This window comes from Rivibacter subsaxonicus, assembly GCF_004217215.1.
Taxonomy (GTDB): Bacteria; Pseudomonadota; Gammaproteobacteria; order Burkholderiales; family Burkholderiaceae_C; genus Rivibacter; species Rivibacter subsaxonicus.
Genome location: NZ_SHKP01000005.1, coordinates 841,967 through 859,862 on the forward strand (window position 1 = coordinate 841,967; position 17,896 = coordinate 859,862).

Consider the following 17,896-nt stretch of genomic DNA (forward strand, 5'->3'; position numbering starts at 1 on the left):
ATCAGACGCATGCCGTGAGCAGCAGCGGCGGGCCGAGGGCGAGAACGGTGCTCGCGAAGGCGGCGATGGCGGTCCAGACGACGGTCTCGCGCAGGAAGCTTCCGCGCGGGCCGGAGCGCGCGTCGCGGGCGGCGCTGCGCCACATCCATCCGATCACCACCAGGTGCGCGGCGAACACGAGCACCAGGCTCCAGCGCAGCGTGGCGGCCGGCCAGCCAAAGGCGCAGCCGACGGCGTGCAGCGCGCACAGCACCACGAGGGCGATGCACCAGACGACGAAGCCGGCCGCCAGCCACCAGAGGCGCCGGGGCGGAATCGGCGTCGAACTCACGGCCGTCCCCCGAGCATGCCCACCATGGCCGGCAGCGCGAGCACCAGTCCGAGCGCGATGAAGGCCGTCGCCAGCGTGTAGTCGATCCAGAGACGCGTCAGGCGCAGGTCCGTGGACCGCCGCTGCGAGACGAAGCCGGCGCCGATGCGCAGCACGTTGCTGAGCAGGAACAGCAGGCCGATGCCGGCATGCAGCGCCACGTAGAAAAGCAGCGCCGCGGCGGTCGCGCCCAGCGCATGTTCGCGCGGATGCGGCGTGACGCCGGCGATCAGCCCCACGACCGCGGCCACGGCGGCGAGCAGTGCGAGCGCCGTCAGGCCGATCGACCCCGATGCACTGCGCCCGACGACGACCGCCTTGAGCGAGGCGCGGGCCGCCACCGCAGCGACCGCCAGGCCGGCGATGGCGGCCAAGGCCAGCAGCCGGCTCGGCTCGGGCGGCGGCATCGCCTGCCAGTTGGCGCCGGCGAGCCAGAGGTAGAAGGTGCCGAACACCAGCGCGGTGAACAGCGTGCCGTTGGCCACCAGCGCGCAGATCAGCGACAGCCATGCCGGTGCGCTGCTCACCTCGGTGTGCGGCGGCACCTCGACGCCGAGCCCGACAGGCAGCGGGCCATAGTCGCGCCGCAGGCCGGCACGCTGTGCCGCGAGCACGAACAGGCCGAGCGTGGCCAGCGCCGCCGCGAGCGACAACAGGTAGAACTTGAACAGCAGCGCCAGCACGGCGGCCGCGGTGGCGAGGGCGGTGACCAGCGGCAGGTAGGTCGGGTTGGGCAGCACGATCAGCTGCTCGGGTTGGCCGGAGCTGGTGTGCACGCCGAGCGCCTCCTGCCAGCCGTTGCGCGTGAAGCCCAGGTAGCCCTCGCCGCGCGCCAGCGACACGGCGAGTTCGCCCGGTGCCACGCCCTCGGTCCGCGGCCCCACGTGCGGGATCGAGGCAAAGGCATAGGGCGCCGGCGGAATCGGCATCGCCCACTCGAAGGTCGTGGCGCGCCAGGGATCGCGCCGCGCGCGGCGGCCATGGCGGAGCTGCACCACCAGGTCGATCACCAGCAGGCCGAAGCCGATCGTCATCACGAAGCCGCCCACCGAGGACAGCAGGTTGAGCCAGTTCCAGCCCTCGTCGCCGCGGTAGGTGTAGATGCGTCGCGGCATGCCCAGCAGGCCGGCCAGGTGCATCATGAAGAAGGTCAGGTTGAAGCCGACGAAGATCAGCCAGAACGCGGGCACCGACAGGCGATGCACCGCGGTGCGCCCGGTCAGCAGCGGCAGCCAGTAGTAGAGCCCGGCGATCATCGGGAAGGCGAGCGCCCCGGCCACGACGTAGTGCATGTGGGCGACGACGAAGTAGGTGTCGTGCGCCTGCCAGTCGAAGGGCACCATCGCGAGCATCACGCCGGTCAGGCCGCCCATCGCGAACACGAAGAAGAAGCCGAAGACGTAGAGCATCGGCACGTCCCAGCGCGGCCTGCCGTGCGACAGCGTCGCGAGCCAGGCAAAGATCTGCACCGCCGTCGGCACGGCGACGATCGCCGAGCCGGCCGAGAAGAACGCGAGCGCCAGATGCGGGATGCCCACGGTGAACATGTGGTGCACCCAGATGCCGAAGCTCAGGAAGGCCAGCGCGATGATCGCGACGACGATCGCCCGGTAGCCGAGCAGCGCCCGGTTGGCGAAGACCGGGATGATGGTCGACAGCACCGCCGCCATCGGCAGGAAGATGATGTAGACGTCCGGATGGCCGAACAGCCAGAACAGGTGCTGCCACAGCAGCGAGTCGCCGCCGCGGGTCGGATCGAAGAACGGCAGGTCGAAGGCGCGCTCGACCTCGAGCAGGATCGAGCCCAGGATCAGCGGCGGAAAGGCGACGATCATCATCATCGCGGTCACCAGGATGTACCAGCCGAAGATCGGCATCCTGTCGAGCGACATGCCGGGCGCGCGCATCTTGAGGATCGAGACCACGATCTCCATCGCGAGCGACAGCGCCGAGATCTCGACGAAGGTGATGCCGAGCAGCCAGACGTCGGAGTTGATGCCGGGGGTGTAGACGCTCGAGCTCAGCGGCGTGTACATGAACCAGCCGGAGTTGGGCGCCACGCCGCCGATCAGCGACGCGGTGACGATCGTGCCCCCGAACAGGTAGCACCAGTAGCCGTAGGCGGTCAGGCGCGGAAAGGCGAAGTCGCGCGTACCGAGGATCTTCGGCGTCAGGTAGACGGCGATGCTCTCCACCATCGGAATGGCGAACAGGAACAGCATCATCGACCCGTGCATGGTGAAGACCTGGTTGTAGGTCTCCGCGTCGAGAAAGCCCGAGTTGGGCGTGGCCAGTTGCACGCGCGTCAGCATGCCGAGCACGCCGGCGATGACGAAGAACGTGAACGCGGTGACCATCATCCGCACGCCGATGACCGAGTGATTGACGGCGGCAAGGCGCTGCCATCCCGGCCCGGTGGCCCAGATCCTGGTCAGTTGGCGGTGCAGCCGCAGCGCGCGGGCTTCCTGCGGCTGGGGGGCGACGGCGCCGCTCATTGCTGCCCCTTTGCCGCGGCGCTTGCCTGCGCCAGCGCGGCGTCAAAGTCCTCCGGTCGATGCACGATCACGGCAAAGCGCATGCGTGCATGGCCCAGGCCGCAGAACTCGTCGCAGATGCCCTCGTAGCGGCCGGGCCGGTCGGCCTGGATGCGCAGCCGGTTGATCCTTCCGGGCACCGCGTCGACCTTGCCCGCGAAGCGCGGCACCCAGAAGGCATGGATCACGTCCTTGCTGACCACGACCATGTCGACCGGCGTGCCCGCGGGCAGGAGCAGCACGTTCCTGGTCTCGACGCCGCCTTGCTCGGGATAGCGGAAGGTCCAGTTCCACTGCGCCGCCACGGCTTCGATGCGTTGCGGCGGCGCCGAGCCCGGCAGCGGCAGCAGCCGCTCGCCGACGACCAGGCCATAGGCCAGCAGCGGCAGCAGCACCACCGCCGGCAGCACCAGGCCGCCCAGCACGATCCAGCGCGTCGGTGAAACGCTCGAGCCCCAGCCCGGCCGCCGCACGACCTGGATGAAGAGCCCCATCACGAGCAGGAACAGGACGCCGGCGCCGATCAGCATGACCCACCACATCGTGGCGATCGAGGCGGCGGCCGGTCCCGAGGGATCGAGCGTGGACAGCGGCCCGCTGCAGCCCGGCAGCGCCACGAGCGCCGCCACTTGGGACGCCACCAGCAAGACGCTACGATGGCCGCCGGCTTGCTGCATCCGAAGCAAAGGACGATCACCATGGCAAACAAGGGCGACGGCACCCGGCCTCACAGCCAGGTCCTGCTCGAGCTGCAGCGGCTCGACGTCGGCTCGGCGGTCGCGCTGGTCGGCCATCCGATCCACGTGATGCTGGTTCACTTCCCGGTCGCGTTCGTGGTCGCGACGCTTGGTGTCGATGTCTTCTACTGGTGGTCGGGCGACGCCTTCTGGCTGCGTGCCGGCCTCTGGTCGGCCGGCGTCGCGTTCTGGAGCGGCGTGGCCGCCAGCATCGTCGGCACCGCCGAGCTGCTGCTGGTGCGCGGCATCCGCCTGCACGAGGCGAGCTGGTCGCATGCCATCGCCGCGATGACCCTGGTCGCGATCGCCGGCGCCAGCTGGGGCCTGCGGCTGGGCGATCCGGCCTCGGTGCTGCCGCACGGCCTGGTGCTGTCCGTGCTCGCCTCGGTCATGGTCGGCTTCGCCGGCTGGCACGGGGGCAAGCTGGTGTTCGATCATGGCCTGGGCATCCTGGTGTCGCCGAAGAACTGATGCCACAGGCGTGAGAGCCCGCCGGGCTCGAACAGCTGCACCGCGAACTGGTTCGAGTCGATCTGGGGCTTGGCCAGCACGACCCAGACGATGGCGACGATCAGCACCGCATAGGTGCCCGACAGCGCCACGAACGACAGGCGGCTGAAGCGCCCCGCGGGCGAGAACAGCTGGTGCACCACGAGGCCGGCGACCACGTGCAGCATCACCATGATGCCGACCAGCACCATCTTGATGGAGAACCATTCCTCGAAGGTGGCCTGCACGAAGATCAGCGCGGTGCCGCTGCCGATCGCGACGAAGGCGGCCGGCGACGTGAGCTCCACGTAGACCAGGCGGACGATGCGGTGCAGCCGGTCGAGATCGGGCCCGGCCTCGAGCGCACGCCGTTGCCAGAACAGGAAGGGCAAGGCGAGCAGGCCGCCCGACCAGACCGCGATCGTCGCCAGGTGGACGAACTTGAGGAAGGTCGTCACGGTGCGACCTCGACGGGCCGCAGGCTGGCCCAGGCGAGCCAGAGTCCGGTCGCGAGATAGGGCAGCATCGCCGGCACCCACATCAGCAGCCCGGCGAGTTGCTGGTCGGCGAGCGGCGTGAAGCCCCAGGCCAGGCTGCTCGCGAAGTGCACCGGGTAGAGCGGCACCGACGCAAAGACGATCAGGGCGCCGAGCAGGCCCATCTGCCCGATGGTCACGGCCAGCGCGACCAGCGCCGGCCCCGATTGCGTCGCCGGCGACAGGATCGCCTGCCACATCAGCCAGGCGCTGCCCAGCAGCGAGAGCTGCATCAGCCAGTAGGCGGGAACGCTGGCGAGCCCCCATGCGTAGGGACCTGGTGCGTGCCACAGCCACAGAGTGGCCGCATGGACCGCGACCAGCATCGCGAGCGGGATGGCGCCTGCGCGCCGCTGCGGAAAGGCGAGCGCCAGAAGCGGCGCCACCGCGCTGACGAGGATGACGTGGTGCAGCACGCGCGCCGAGAAGAGCGCCGATGACAGCGCGCACAGCGGCGAGACGAAGACCACGAGCATCAGCGCGATCGCGCCCCAGCCGGCTCGGGCGTTCGAGGCGCGGCCGCGAGCGACCGCGAAGGCCAGCAAGGCGAGTGCTGCGATCAGCAGCGGATCGGCGTTCCAGCGCGTCCAGAACTCGTCCGGGACCGCGGCGGGGCCGCAGTAGGCGATCCAGGCGTCCTTCATGGCGCGATGTCCCTTTCCCGGTCAGCGACTCGGCAGCGACGCTGCGGCCGCCCTTGGCTGCGCGACGGTCCCACGCGCGCCACCCATCGTCAAGCGTAGCAACACCAGCAACGCGCCGGGCTCGCCGCGGCGGCCAGCTCCTGTAGGCCTCGACCTACAGCTGAATCAACCCCGGCCTACAGCGCCAACACTGGCCCCTGCCTACGCTTGGTCCATCGGTTCGACGAATCGATTCTTCTCAACCATCGACGAAGGAAATGCCATGAACTGGGACCGCATCGAAGGCAACTGGAAGCAACTCACCGGCAAGGTGCAGGAGCAATGGGGCAAGCTCACCAACGACGACCTCGACGTCATCGCGGGCAAGCGCGAACAGATCGTCGGCAAGATCCAGCAACGCTACGGCGTTGCCAAGGATGTTGCCGAGAAGCAGGTCGACGCCTTCTTCACGCCGCTGGCGAACGGCAAGGACCAGCCGGAGATCGTCCGCTCGGAAGACATCCGCCGTTTCGGCTGAGCCTGCTGTTGGCTTCGAACTGCGGCGCCCCGTGCCATGCACGGGGCGCCGCGCTCGCTTGCGCGAAGCACGCGGGAACCGAACTGGCTCAGCGCGTCGAAATCGGCTTCGCGTCGCCCGGGGTGTGCGCCAAGGGCCACAGCACCCACATGCGCAACGGCTGCTTCATGCGGCCTGCAAAGTCCTCGGCGCCCTCGCCCCAGCCCCAGAAGTAGTCGGCACGCGGCGCGCCGGTGATCGCGCTGCCGGTGTCCTGCGCCATCACCAGACGCTGCAAGGGGCGCGGCGGTGGCGGGGTCGGCGACCAGGGCTGCGGCTCGGTGCTGTCGATCCACACCGGCGTGCCGTAGGGCACCGCGCGCCTGTCGACCGCGATCGAGCGGCCTGGCGTCAGCGCCACGCCCTGGGCCCCGTTCGGGCCGATCGTCGGGTCGGGCAAGGGCTCCTCGCGGAAGAACACGTAGCGCGGGTTCGAGGCCAGCAGCTCGGGTACCTGGGCCGGGTTGGCGCGTGCCCAGGTGCGGATCGCCGGCCACGAGGCCTGCTCGAGCGTGAACGCGCCGCGCTCGACCAGCCAGCGCGCCACCGAGCGGTAGGGCTGATCGTTGCTGCCGGCGTAGGCCACGCGCACGGTCTTGACGCTGCCGTCGGCCTCGGTGATGCGCAGGCGGCCCGAGCCCTGCACCTGCAGCATCAGCAACTCGAGCGGGTCGGCCAGCCAGGCGATCTCGCGGCCGCGCAGCGCGGCCTGGGCGGCCGGCAGGCGTTCGATCTCGCTGCGGCTGTACCAGGGCTTGCGCGTGGCGAGATCGGCCGGCGGCGTGTGCAGCGGCACGGCGTAGGCCGCGCTGCGCTTGCGCGAGGCCTGCACCTGCGGTTCGAAGTAACCGGTCAGCAGCCCCTCGGCCCGCACATCGCTGCGCCCGGCCGCGGCCTCGACCCGCCACGGCTGCAGCCGCTGTTGCAACCAGGCCCGCACGCGATTCGCGTCCGGGCTGTCGAGCGCGCGGGCGCTCGCGCAGCTCGGCTCCCAGCCGGGCGCCGGACGGGCGCAGCCGGCCAGCAGTGCCGGCCAGGCATGCTGCAGCGCGTCGGCCTCCCAGCCCGGCAACTCGTCCCAGCGGGCGGCGCGCCAGACCGCAGCCTCGCGCTGCAACAGCGCGCCCGGCGCTGCCGGCGCCATCGCTGGCGGGCTGGCGGCGGGCGCCGGTGCCGGGCCGCGCTCGGGCGGCGGCGGCGTGCTGCAGGCGGCCAGCAGCGATGCGCCGAGCGCCGCTACGATCCGCCGCATGACCCTGCTGTTGCTCGAAGCTCTTGGCGCACTGGCGCTGCTCATCTTCATCGTCTGGTGGACCATGTTCTCGGGCCGCAAGCGCGGCGAGCGGCCGGACGCGGGCGACGATCCTCGACCCGAGGACTGAGCCGGCTGTTCCTCATGTGGCCTCGCGCGGTGGCCACAGGAAGCTCGCGAAGCGGGTCCGCAACCGGTGGCGGACCGCGGCATAGATGCGCGATCGATCGGCCAGGCGGATGCCGCGCGAGCGCAGCGCCACCTTGAACGCGAGCAGGAAGCTCACGCCGAGGTTGAGCGCGCCGGTCAGCGGGATCGCCGCCACGCACCACCAGAACGCCCGGTCGTGCAAGGCCTCGGTGCCGAGCGTGCCGAGCGCCGCGGCGATCTGGCCGGTCGACAGCGTCACGTGGCGCACCTCGATCGGCAGGCCGAAGAAGGCGCACACCACCGGCACGATGCCGAGCATCATGCCGAGTGAGATGTTGGCGGCCAGGCCCGAGATGTTGGCGCGCCACCAGCGCGACCAGCGCTGCGCGCGCGGCGCGCCGAGCCGGGCCAGCAGGCGTGGGTTCCAGCGGATCGCGCTGTCGAGGCGGTGCAGCACGAACCAGTTCTCGGCCCAGCCGCCGATCAGGCTCGAGGCGAACAGCAACACGCCGGTGAAGGCGGCGAACAGCAGCGTCGGCCCGAGCAGCGTCAGGCTCTCCAGCACATGCTCGGCGTCGTGGTGGCTCACGAGCGTGCTGCCGATCAGCGCCTGCGCGACGGCCTGCACCGCCAGCACCACCGGCACCACCATCGCCAGGTTGCCGAAGATGCCGGCCACCTGCGAGCGGATCAGGTGAGCGACCTCGTCGACGAAGCCCTCGAGCGCCTCGTCGTCGGCGGTGTTCTCGAGCTTGGCGGCGAGCGCCGGCGCCGTCATCGCCGGCTGCTTGGTGGCCAGCGTCCAGTGCGCGAGGTGGATCACGACGAAGCTGGTGGCGTAGTTGATGCCGGCCCAGAAGCCGCCCCAGAACGCGGTGAGGCCGGTGGCCAGGATCGCGAACTTGAGCAGCGTGGTGCCAGCCACCACCGCGCCGCCGCCGAGCGCGCGCTTCAGCATCTGCATCCACTCGGCGCGGTCGCGCGTGATGTAGTGCTCGCCGGTCTCGGCGCTGCGCTCGGCGACCTTGCGCGCCAGCATCGAGTACTGGCGCGCGAACACCGCGCGTGTGCTGCGCCGCTCGTCGGCCACCTGCACCAGGTCGGCCAGCAGGTGCACCACCTCGCGCCGCTGCTGCGGGCTGTCGGGCGGCGCCAGTGCGCAGGCCAGCAGCGAGTCGATGCGCCGCGCGCGGCCGCGCAACTGGTCGACCTGGAACAGCAGGTTGACCGAGATGCCATGTTCCTCGAGATGGTCGCGCACGCTGCGCGCGGCATCGCTGCAGGCCTGCGCGACCGCGCGCAGCATCTGCGCCTCGCGCAGCATGGCCCGGTGGTCACCGGCACGCGCCGCCTCGCGCAGTCGGTGGGCACAGGGCACGATCTGCTCGAAGGGCTGGTCGCGCAGCGCCTCGGCGCTCATGCGCTGGCGCAGCGCGCCCAGGTAGCCGGCCGCCGCCACCTGCAGGGAGAGATAGACGATCGCATCGGCCGCCACGGTGCGCTCGCGGCTCGTGCCGGCCTCGGCGTTCAGCGGTGCCGGCGGAAACAGCGCGACGGCGCGCGCCAGCGTCTCGTCGTCGATGGCCTCGAGCCATTCGGCATCCGTGCTCTGGCTGAACAGCAGACCGAACAGCACCGACAGGTCGGTGGTGTCGGTGCTGCCGGGCAGCAGCCGCAGCCGCAGCCGCTCGCCGACCTCGGCCAGCACGCCCTGGCGCGGCGCGAAGCCGAAGTCGGCCAGCAGCACCGCGCCGTCGATGTCGCGCCAGAACGCGGCCAGCAAGCCCTGTACACGCTCGCGGTGCTCGGGGTGCTTGTCGAGCACGTTGAGCAAGTGCTTCAGGCGCACAAGCGGTTGCGGCGTTCGAGCGGTGTTGCTGCTGCCGTCGTCGCCGTCCTGCTCGTTGGGGCGCGGCGGCGGCGAGCGCCGCAGCCATTCGAGCAGCCGCACCAGCCACAGGTGGCGCTCGGGTAGCGGCGAGCGCGGATCGGCGGCGTTGAGCAGCGCGGTCAGGTCCCAGCGGCGACGGACCGCGGCGGCGTGGCCGGGCAGTGAAATGCGAAGCACTAGTGCAGCGTCGGCGCTTCGCCGAGCATGAACGGCGGGATCTGGGCGTCGAAGGCCTCGGCGTCGGCGCTCATGCAGTGGAAGCTGCCCTGCATCGTGCCGCGTGGCGCGCGCAGCTGGACCCAGCTCGTGTACTCATGCTGCTCGCCGGGCTGCAGCAGCGGCTGCTGGCCGACCACGCCGAGGCCGCGCACCTCCTCGCGGTGGCCGCTCTCGTCCTCGATCAGCCAGCGGCGCGCGATCAGTTGGGCCGCGATCTCGCCGCGGTTGACGACGCGGATCGTGTAGGCCCAGGCCCAGACGCCCTGCTCGGGGTCGGTCTGCTCGGGCAGGTCGCGGACCTGGACGCTGCATTCGAACTGGTGTCGGCTCATGCGGATCATTCTAGAGAGGCCGTCTCTCTAGAATGCCTGCGTTCCACCGTCCGGAGTCCGAGATGAGCTTTCGCATCGCCCCCAGCCTGCTGTCCGCCGACTTCGCGCGCCTCGGCGAGGAAGTGCGCAACGTCATCGACGCCGGCGCCGACTGGATCCACTTCGACGTGATGGACAACCATTACGTGCCCAACCTCACCTTCGGGCCGATGGTCTGCGAGGCGCTGCGCAAGCATGCCGTCACCAAGGACGGCGCGCGGGTGCCGATCGACGTGCACCTGATGGTGCAGCCGGTCGATGCGCTGGCGCTGGCCTTCGCCAAGGCCGGGGCCGACCTGATCAGCTTTCACCCCGACGCCAGCGCGCATGTCGACCGTACGCTGCAACTGATCCGCGGCGCCGGCTGCCAAGCCGGGCTGGTGTTCAACCCGGCCCAGCCACTCGACGTGCTGGAGTGGACGATCGACCAGCTCGACCTGGTGCTGATCATGAGCGTGAACCCGGGCTTCGGCGGCCAGAGCTTCATCCCGGGTGCGCTGAAGAAGACCGAGCAGGTGCGACGCCTGATCGAGAAGAGCGGGCGCGACATCCGGCTCGAGGTCGACGGGGGCATCAAGGTCGACAACATCCGCAGCGTGGCCGATGCCGGCGCCGACACCTTCGTCGCCGGCAGCGCGATCTTCGGCCAGCCCGACTACAGGGCGGTGATCGGCGCGATGCGCGAGCGCCTGAAGTGACGAACTGAAACGCGCCGCCGGCCGTGCGCGGCCGGCGCCGTCAGCGCGCCGCGCCGCGGCGGCACTGGTGATCCGGCACAAATCGTGCTGATGGGCACGCGGCTTCGTTGTGTCTGCGCAAACGTGAAGTTTTACCTTCGCTCGCAACTTGCGCGTGGTGAGAATCCGCGCAGCGAAGCATCGCGTAACTATTTGAAGCACAGGGTCGGAGGGAACATGCAACGCTGCCTTGAAGCGCCGGGGAAGAAATCGAACATCCTGAGCGCGTTGGTGCTGGCGGCCGTGGCCGCAATGAGCGGATCGGCCGCCATGGCGCAGAGCGCGCCGGCCAAGACGTCGGACGAGATGGAACGCGCCCAGCGGGATGCCGACAAGGTGTTCCGCATGATCATCATCAACTCGGATGCGCCGCGCAAGAAGCGCGCGGTCGATGGCGGCACTCCCGCCGCCAACGCGCCTGCCGCGCCCAAGGCGCCGAGCGCCGTTGCCGCATCCTCGCTCTCGCCGGCGGCGTCGGCGGCGCTGGCGGCGCGCCTCGCCGATCCCGGGCGGCCTGCCGAGGTAGCGCGCGTAGAGAGCTCTGCGCCGGCGCCCGCGGCCGTGCAGGTCGCTGCCGCACCAGCGGCTGCCACCGTGCTGCCAGGCTCGGCGGCTGCGGTGCTGGCTGCGCCACCGGCTGCCGCGTCGGCACCTGCCGAGGAGGAGGACGACGATGAGGACGACAGCCCGCTGGTGGTGACGTCCCAGACGCGTCCGAGCTTCAAGCCCGCGCTGATTCAGGAGCTGCGCAAGGGCACCGTGCGGGTGAAGTTCGAGATCCAGCCCAACGGCAGCGTCGGCAAGCAGGAGATCGTCAGCAGCAGCCACCGCGGTCTCAATTCAGCGGCGCTGTCGGCGGTCGGCCAGTGGAAGTTCCAGCCGATCCAGAAGCCGCGCCAGGTGCAGGTGGAAGTCGGCTTCAACGTCGACAACTGAGTCCCGCGGCCCCGAGCCGGCCTGCGCCGGCGTGGACGCGGCGATGGGCCTGAACTCTCTGCGAAAGGACCACGCGCCCGCAAGCGCGTGGTCCTGAGCCGTTGGCCCGACTCAGTTGCTGGCCGCCGGGGCTGCTGCCGTCACGGCCTTGCCCCCCAGCATGGCTTCCTTCAGGCCCGCATCGGCCGGCGACTTGCCGAACCAGATCTTCATCAGCGCGGTGAAGAACTCGGGTTCCTTGACCGGGTCGACCGCCGCCTTGCCGTTGATCGTGATCAGCGTGCCGGTGCCGGGCACCCAGTCGATCATGAAGCTGTCGCCCTTGGCGAGCTTCTTCTGCTCGGCAAACAGCTCGCCCAGGCGGATCGTGCCCGGGATCGCGCGGCCGAACTCCTCGCGGGTGGCGTTCTTCTGCATGCCATCGGTCAGCAGCTTGCCGAGTTCGTTGGCGTCGATGTCGCGCAGCATCACGACCTTGAGCGAGCGCGGTGCCTTCAGGTCGAGCACGCCCTCGACGGTGTTGACCCTGACCGGTACATAGAGCCCGGCGGCGTAGACCTTGATCACGAACTTGTAGCGCGTGCCGGCGCCGTTGAGCAGCAGCTTGCTGCCGCGACTGGTGATCTCGTTGTCGAACTTGACGCCATTCACCTCGGTGAAGGCGGCCTGGGCATGCGCGCCCAGCGCGGTACCCAGGGTCAGTGCAGCGGCGATCGCCGCGATGCTCAGTCTGCGATTCATCGTCTCTTCCTCAGCGTCTGCGGCGCTCGCGGCGCCAAATCTTGTGCGCCGAGTGTCAGCGGGCCGGTGCGCGCTGTCCATGCCTTGCGACCCGCACGCGCGCCCGCGGCGCGCACTAGTGGCAGCCCGGCTGTCCCGCCCGTGACAGTCTTCGGCGTTGCCGGGCGCCGGTGATTCCGATCCGCTTTGCTAGACTCGATGCATGTTCATGCCGCGCAAGCAAACCAAGGGGTCGAACGACCGGGGAGCCTGGCCCTGGCGTTGCCAGCCCAGCTGATGCTGCGCCGGCGGGTCGATCCGCCGGCTTCCCCTGCACACGCGAACAGCGCGCCGACGGTTGAGCCGGGCGCGCACCGGGCCACGGAGGGCCCGCCGGCATGATCACCGAACTCGAGTTCCAGAGCCTGGCCGCGGCCGGGCACAACCGCATCCCGTTGATCGGCGAGGCCTTCGCCGATCTAGAAACCCCGCTCTCGCTCTACCTCAAGCTGGCCGGTGGCAAGCCGCTGAGCTTCCTGCTCGAGTCGGTGGTCGGCGGCGAGCGCTTCGGGCGCTACAGCTTCATCGGCCTGCCGGCGCGCACCTTCATCCGTGCCGCCGACGGTGTCAGCGAGGTCGTCACCGACGGCGCCGTCGTCGAGCGTCACGAAGGCAACCCGCTCGACTTCATCGAGGCCTACCAGAAGCGCTTCAAGGTCGCGCTGACACCGGGCCTGCCGCGCTTCTGCGGCGGCCTGGCCGGCTACTTCGGCTACGAGGCGGTGCGCTACATGGAGCCGAAGCTGGCCCGCACCCGCAAGGATCACGGCATCGGCACGCCCGACCTGATGCTGATGCAGTGCGAGGAAGTGGCGGTGATCGACAACCTCAGCGGTCGCCTCTACCTGATCGTCTATGCCGACCCGGGCCGACCGGAGGCCTACTTCCGAGCCAAGAAGCGGCTGGCCGAGCTGAACGACGGTCTGCGCTACAGCGTCAGCGCGCCGAGCGTGAGGCGCGGTGCGCCGCATGCGGTGGAGCGCGAGTTCGCGCGCGCCGACTACGAGGCCGCGGTGCGCCGCTGCAAGGAGTACATCGCCGCCGGCGACTGCATGCAGGTGGTGCTCGGCCAGCGTCTGAAGAAGCGCTACACCGAGAGTCCGCTGGCGCTGTATCGCGCGCTGCGCTCGCTGAACCCGTCGCCCTACATGTACTTCTACGACATGGGCGAGTTCCAGATCGTTGGCGCCTCGCCCGAGATCCTGGTCCGCCACGAGCGCGAGGCGGCCGGCGAGAAGGTCACGATCCGCCCGCTGGCCGGTACCCGGCCGCGCGCCACCACACCCGAGCGCGACCGCGAGGTCGAGGCCGAATTGCTGGCCGACCCGAAGGAGCGCGCCGAGCATCTGATGCTGATCGACCTGGCGCGCAACGACATCGGCCGCATCGCGCAGACCGGCAGTGTCAAGGTCACCGAGGCCTTCGCGGTCGAGCGCTACTCGCACGTGATGCACATCGTCAGCAACGTCGAGGGGCTTCTGAAACCCGGCACCAGCAACATGGACGTGCTGCGCGCGACCTTCCCGGCCGGCACGCTGAGCGGTGCGCCCAAGATCCGCGCGATGGAGATCATCGACGAGCTCGAGCCGGTGCAGCGCGGCATCTACGGCGGCGCCTGCGGCTACCTCAGCTTTGCCGGCGACATGGATGTGGCGATCGCGATCCGCACCGGCATCGTCAAGGACAAGACGCTCTACGTGCAGGCCGCGGCCGGCATCGTCGCCGACTCGGTGCCCGAGCTCGAATGGGCCGAGACCGAGGCCAAGGCGCGCGCGGTGCTGCGGGCCGCCGAACTGGTCGAGGAGGGCTTCTGAAATGCTCCTCATGATCGACAACTACGACTCCTTCACTTTCAACCTGGTGCAGTACTTCGCCGAGCTGGGCGAGGAGGTCAAGGTGTTCCGCAACGACGAGATCACGCTCGAGCAGATCGAGGCGCTGCGGCCGCAACGCCTGGTGCTCTCGCCCGGGCCTTGCTCGCCGGCCGAGGCCGGTATCTGCGTGAATGCGATCCGCCACTTCGCCGGCAAGCTGCCGATCCTCGGCGTCTGCCTCGGCCACCAGAGCATCGGCGCCGCGCTCGGCGGCAACATCGTCCGCGCCCAGGTCCAGATGCACGGCAAGGCCAGCGAGATCACGACCGACGAGCGCGGCGTCTTCCATGCGCTGCCGCGGACGTTCAGCGTGGTCCGCTACCACTCGCTGGCGATCGAGCGCAGCACGCTGCCGGCCGAGCTCGAGATCAGCGCCACCACCGAGGACGGCGAGATCATGGGCGTGCGCCATCGCACGCTGCCGATCGAGGGCGTGCAGTTCCACCCCGAATCGATCCTCACCGAGCATGGTCACGCGATGCTCAGGAACTTCCTCGACGACCGCCGCTAGAGGCCACGGAGAACCACCATGTCGATCAGCAATTCCGAGGCCCTGCAGCGCGTCATCGAGCACCGCGAGGTGTTCCACGACGAGATGCTCGAACTGATGCGTCGCATCATGCGCGGCGAGATGTCGCCGGTGATGATCGCCGCGCTGATCGCGGGCTTTCGCGTCAAGAAGGAGACCATCGGCGAGATCGCCGCCGCGGCCCAGGTGATGCGCGAGTTCGCGACGCCGGTGCGGGTCGAGGACAAGGCCAACCTGGTCGACCTCTGCGGCACCGGCGGCGACGCCAGCCACACCTTCAACATCTCGACCGCGTCGATGTTCGTTGCTGCCGCCGGCGGCGCGCGGGTGGCCAAGCACGGCGGCCGCAGCGTGTCCTCGAGCACCGGCAGCGCCGACGTGCTGGAGGCGCTCGGCGCGGTCATCACGCTGACGCCCGAGCAGGTCGCGCAGAGCCTGGAGCAGACCGGCATCGGCTTCATGTTCGCGCCCAACCACCACACCGCGATGAAGCACGCCGCGCCGGTGCGACGCGAGCTCGGCGTGCGCACGCTGTTCAACATCCTCGGCCCGCTGACCAACCCGGCCAGCGCGCCGAACCAGTTGCTGGGCGTGTTCCACCCCGACCTCGTCGGCATCCAGGTGCGCGTGCTGCAGCGCCTGGGCAGCGAACACGTGCTGGTGGTCTATGGCATGAACGGCATGGACGAGGTTTCGTTGTCGGGCGAGACGCTGATCGGCGAGCTGAAGAACGGGTCGGTCAGCGAGTACACGGTGCACCCGAGCGACTTCGGCATGCCGGTCTACGACGCGCGCGCGCTCAAGGCCGCCAACCGCGAGGAGTCGATGCAGTGCATCCAGCGCGCGCTGGCCAACGAGGAGGGGCCGGTGCGCGACATCGTGCTGCTCAATGCCGCGGCAGCGCTCTATGCGGCCAACGTGGTCGGCTCGATCGTCGACGGCGTCAAGCTGGCGCGCGAGACGGTGGCCTCGGGCAAGGCGCTGGCGAAGCTGGGCCAGTTCGTCGACGTGACGCGCAAGCTTGGCGTGGTGACAGCATGAACATGTCGCTTGTTGCTGCGCGGGCCGCCGCGCCGGGCCGCCCCAAGCAAGGCCCGACCCTCTCGGAGGGTCGATCGGCGTACCCGGCGATCGGGGTGCTGTCATGAGCGACATCCTCGACCGGATCGTTGCGGTCAAGCGCGAGGAGATCGCCGCGGCCAAGGCGCGGCGCAGCCATGCGAGCCTGCGCGCCGAGGCCGAGGCGCCCGAGTTACGGCGCGAGTTGCGCGGCTTCGAGGCCGCGCTGCGCGCGAAGATCGGCGCCGGTGCGGCTGCGGTGATCGCCGAGATCAAGAAGGCCAGTCCGAGCAAGGGCGTGCTGCGCGAAGCTTTCGAGCCGGCGGCGATCGCCGCCAGCTACGCCGCGCATGGTGCCGCCTGCCTTTCGGTGCTGACCGACGAGCGCTTCTTCCAGGGCCATGCCGACTATCTCGTGCAGGCGCGCGCCGCCTGCACGCTGCCGGTGCTGCGCAAGGACTTCATGGTCGACGAGTACCAGGTCGCGCAGGCGCGCGTGATGGGCGCGGACTGCATCCTGCTGATTGCGGCCTGCCTCGACGATGCGCAGATGCGCGACCTCGAGGCCGCTGCCCTTCACTACGGCATGGCGGTGCTGGTCGAGGTGCACGACGGCACCGAACTCGATCGGGCGCTGCACTTGAAGACGCCGCTGCTCGGCATCAACAACCGCAACCTCAAGACCTTCGAGGTCACGCTGGACACCACGCTCGGCCTGCTGCCGCGGGTGCCGCGCGACCGACTGCTGGTCACCGAGAGCGGCATCCTCGGCGCCGCCGATGTGCGACGCATGCGCGATGCCGAGGTGCACGCCTTCCTGGTCGGCGAGGCCTTCATGCGCGCGCCCGATCCGGGCGTGGCGCTGGCGGCGCTGTTCGACCGACACTGAGGTGGGCCGCGATCTCTTCGCGGACGACGGCCTCGACAACCGCCTGCGCGAACCACTCGACGCCTGCTTCGACCGGGTGCCGGCCGACTGGCGCGCGGTCACCGAGCCGTTCCGGCAGTCTCCCGTCGGGCGCGCGCTGATCGAGTTCGTCGACGCGCGCATCAAGGCCGGCGCCACCGTCTACCCGGCCGCGGTGTTCCGCGCGCTCGAACTCACGTCGCTGCGCGCGGTGCGCGTCGTGATCCTCGGGCAGGACCCGTACCACGGCGCCGGCCAGGCCCAGGGGCTGGCGTTCTCGGTGCCCGGCGGCATGAAGCTGCCGCCGAGCTTGCGCAACATCCGCGCCGAGATTGCCGTCGAGACCGGACAGCCGCCGTCGAGCGATGGCTCGCTCGAAGGCTGGGCGCGCCAGGGCGTGCTGCTGCTCAACAGCGCGCTCACCGTCGAGGACGGCGCGCCGCAGAGCCACGCCGGGCGTGGCTGGGAACAACTCAGCGATGCGCTGATCGCGACGGTTTCGGCGCGCGCCGAGCCTGCGGCCTTCCTGCTCTGGGGCCTGCCCGCGCAGCGCAAGCGCGCGCTGGTCGACGAGCGGCGCCACGCGGTGTTTGCGGCCAACCATCCCTCGCCGCTGTCGGCGCGGCGGCCGCCGGTGCCCTTCATCGGCTGCGGTCATTTCGAGGCTGCCAACCGCTGGCTCGCGGAGCACGGTGCGATCGGTGCGCCGATTGCGTGGTGATCGATCGCGTCGCCGCGTCGATCGCGTCGCCGGTAGTCGTGACGAACCTCTAAAGTTGGCCCGAGCTAACCCTGAAAATCGCTGGCGCTACGGGCTCGCCCCATTGACGAGCCTTGCGTACTGGACCTAAAGTGGTATCGCTCTTTGAGACCTCGAGCCCCGTCCGGATGCCTCGATAATGCCGCGCCTCCCCGGTGCGTGCGCTCCGGTAGCTCACCCTCCCTGTTTCCTGCTATCCCCCTCCCGTTCAGGAGTTCCCGATGATGAAGCTTCGGCAGATGTTCCTTTCGCTCGTGCTGGCCGCGAGTGCCGGTGTCGCGCTGTTCCCCGCTGTGGCCCAGGCCCAGACTCCGGCGCCAGCCGCAACGGCGGCGGCCTCGGAGGCAGCGGTGCCCAACCTGGCGAACGCGCCGGTGGCCAAGGCCGATGCCAAGATCGACAACCCCTACGGCCTGGAAGCGCTGTGGAAGGGCTCGGACGCGGTGGCCAAGGTGGTGCTGGTGCTGCTACTGATCATGTCGATGGGCAGCTGGTACATCATCATCGTCAAGATCATCGAGCAGTCCAAGATCGGTCGCCAGGCCAAGCTCGCCGAGAAGAGCTT

At 69.9% G+C, this 17,896-nt stretch carries 19 protein-coding genes and 1 pseudogene; 11 read left to right on the forward strand and 9 right to left on the reverse strand.

What is annotated here, in order from left to right:
• Nucleotide 1 precedes the first annotated feature (1 nt).
• From EV670_RS09850 to coxB, 3 genes are read right to left on the reverse strand one after another with little or no spacing between them, the layout of a single operon-like run.
• Nucleotides 2-331 (reverse strand): hypothetical protein, encoded by a 330-nt coding sequence (locus tag EV670_RS09850; protein ID WP_130431655.1) that lies wholly within the window; start codon nt 329-331, stop codon nt 2-4.
• A complete protein-coding gene (gene ctaD, locus EV670_RS09855; RefSeq protein ID WP_130431656.1) occupies nt 328-2,865 on the reverse strand; it encodes a cytochrome c oxidase subunit I in 2,538 nt (845 codons plus the stop codon). Before ctaD ends, EV670_RS09850 begins: the two co-directional genes overlap by 4 nt.
• Nucleotides 2,862-3,545, reverse strand: a complete 684-nt coding sequence (coxB, locus tag EV670_RS09860) for a cytochrome c oxidase subunit II (protein WP_242616895.1) — start codon at nt 3,543-3,545, stop codon at nt 2,862-2,864. Before coxB ends, ctaD begins: the two co-directional genes overlap by 4 nt.
• Nucleotides 3,546-3,602: 57 nt before the next feature.
• Between coxB and EV670_RS09865 the strand changes: the two genes are divergently transcribed.
• Nucleotides 3,603-4,112, forward strand: a complete 510-nt coding sequence (locus tag EV670_RS09865) for a DUF2231 domain-containing protein (RefSeq protein ID WP_130431658.1) — start codon at nt 3,603-3,605, stop codon at nt 4,110-4,112.
• Here the strand turns inward: EV670_RS09865 and EV670_RS09870 are convergent.
• Together EV670_RS09870 and EV670_RS09875 are read right to left on the reverse strand one after the other, a co-directional pair.
• Nucleotides 4,076-4,588: a CopD family protein gene (locus EV670_RS09870; protein WP_130431659.1), complete on the reverse strand. Its 513-nt coding sequence runs from the start codon at nt 4,586-4,588 to the stop codon at nt 4,076-4,078. The genes EV670_RS09865 and EV670_RS09870 overlap by 37 nt on opposite strands.
• Complete coding sequence (locus tag EV670_RS09875; protein WP_242616896.1) at nt 4,585-5,310, reverse strand: cytochrome c oxidase assembly protein; 726 nt, start codon at nt 5,308-5,310, stop codon at nt 4,585-4,587. The genes EV670_RS09870 and EV670_RS09875 overlap by 4 nt, the downstream gene beginning before the upstream one ends.
• A gap of 262 nt (nt 5,311-5,572) precedes the next feature.
• Here EV670_RS09875 and EV670_RS09880 point away from each other — a divergent pair, with 262 nt between their 5' ends.
• Nucleotides 5,573-5,827: a CsbD family protein gene (locus EV670_RS09880; protein ID WP_130431660.1), complete on the forward strand. Its 255-nt coding sequence runs from the start codon at nt 5,573-5,575 to the stop codon at nt 5,825-5,827.
• Between the two features lie 88 nt (nt 5,828-5,915).
• Here the strand turns inward: EV670_RS09880 and mltA are convergent, their stop codons facing one another.
• Complete coding sequence (mltA, locus tag EV670_RS09885; RefSeq protein WP_242616897.1) at nt 5,916-7,118, reverse strand: murein transglycosylase A; 1,203 nt, start codon at nt 7,116-7,118, stop codon at nt 5,916-5,918.
• Between mltA and EV670_RS18935 the strand changes: the two genes are divergently transcribed.
• Complete coding sequence (locus EV670_RS18935; protein ID WP_278044415.1) at nt 7,117-7,248, forward strand: hypothetical protein; 132 nt, start codon at nt 7,117-7,119, stop codon at nt 7,246-7,248. The genes mltA and EV670_RS18935 overlap by 2 nt on opposite strands.
• A 12-nt stretch (nt 7,249-7,260) precedes the next feature.
• Here EV670_RS18935 and EV670_RS09890 read toward each other — a convergent pair whose 3' ends face one another.
• Together EV670_RS09890 and apaG are read right to left on the reverse strand one after the other, a co-directional pair.
• Nucleotides 7,261-9,336: a site-specific recombinase gene (locus tag EV670_RS09890; RefSeq protein WP_242616898.1), complete on the reverse strand. Its 2,076-nt coding sequence runs from the start codon at nt 9,334-9,336 to the stop codon at nt 7,261-7,263.
• A complete protein-coding gene (apaG, locus tag EV670_RS09895; protein WP_130431662.1) occupies nt 9,336-9,710 on the reverse strand; it encodes a Co2+/Mg2+ efflux protein ApaG in 375 nt (124 codons plus the stop codon). Before apaG ends, EV670_RS09890 begins: the two co-directional genes overlap by 1 nt.
• Before the next feature lie 62 nt (nt 9,711-9,772).
• On the opposite strand from apaG, the gene rpe reads away from it, so the two are divergent.
• Entirely contained in the window at nt 9,773-10,447 is a 675-nt protein-coding gene (rpe, locus tag EV670_RS09900) for a ribulose-phosphate 3-epimerase (RefSeq protein WP_130431663.1), read from the forward strand.
• A gap of 90 nt (nt 10,448-10,537) precedes the next feature.
• A complete protein-coding gene (locus EV670_RS09905; protein WP_242616906.1) occupies nt 10,538-11,422 on the forward strand; it encodes an energy transducer TonB in 885 nt (294 codons plus the stop codon).
• 111 nt (nt 11,423-11,533) lie between these two features.
• Here EV670_RS09905 and EV670_RS09910 read toward each other — a convergent pair whose 3' ends face one another.
• The gene (locus EV670_RS09910; protein ID WP_130431665.1) at nt 11,534-12,163 is read right to left on the reverse strand and encodes a chalcone isomerase family protein; all 630 of its coding nucleotides are present in this window, start codon (nt 12,161-12,163) and stop codon (nt 11,534-11,536) included.
• A 377-nt stretch (nt 12,164-12,540) separates the two neighbouring features.
• Between EV670_RS09910 and trpE the strand changes: the two genes are divergently transcribed.
• From trpE to EV670_RS18755, 6 genes and pseudogenes are all read left to right on the forward strand, one after another.
• On the forward strand, nt 12,541-14,016 hold the full coding sequence (gene trpE / locus EV670_RS09915) for an anthranilate synthase component I (protein ID WP_130431666.1): 1,476 nt from the start codon (nt 12,541-12,543) through the stop codon (nt 14,014-14,016).
• A gap of 1 nt (nt 14,017) precedes the next feature.
• Nucleotides 14,018-14,587: an anthranilate synthase component II gene (locus EV670_RS09920; protein WP_130431667.1), complete on the forward strand. Its 570-nt coding sequence runs from the start codon at nt 14,018-14,020 to the stop codon at nt 14,585-14,587.
• Between the two features lie 18 nt (nt 14,588-14,605).
• Nucleotides 14,606-15,646: an anthranilate phosphoribosyltransferase gene (gene trpD / locus EV670_RS09925; protein WP_130431668.1), complete on the forward strand. Its 1,041-nt coding sequence runs from the start codon at nt 14,606-14,608 to the stop codon at nt 15,644-15,646.
• Between the two features lie 103 nt (nt 15,647-15,749).
• A complete protein-coding gene (gene trpC, locus EV670_RS09930) occupies nt 15,750-16,553 on the forward strand; it encodes an indole-3-glycerol phosphate synthase TrpC (RefSeq protein ID WP_130431669.1) in 804 nt (267 codons plus the stop codon).
• 1 nt (nt 16,554) lies between these two features.
• Nucleotides 16,555-17,292, forward strand: a complete 738-nt coding sequence (locus EV670_RS09935; RefSeq protein WP_423213573.1) for a uracil-DNA glycosylase — start codon at nt 16,555-16,557, stop codon at nt 17,290-17,292.
• A gap of 260 nt (nt 17,293-17,552) precedes the next feature.
• A pseudogene (locus tag EV670_RS18755) lies at nt 17,553-17,896 on the forward strand (MotA/TolQ/ExbB proton channel family protein); the annotation flags it as partial.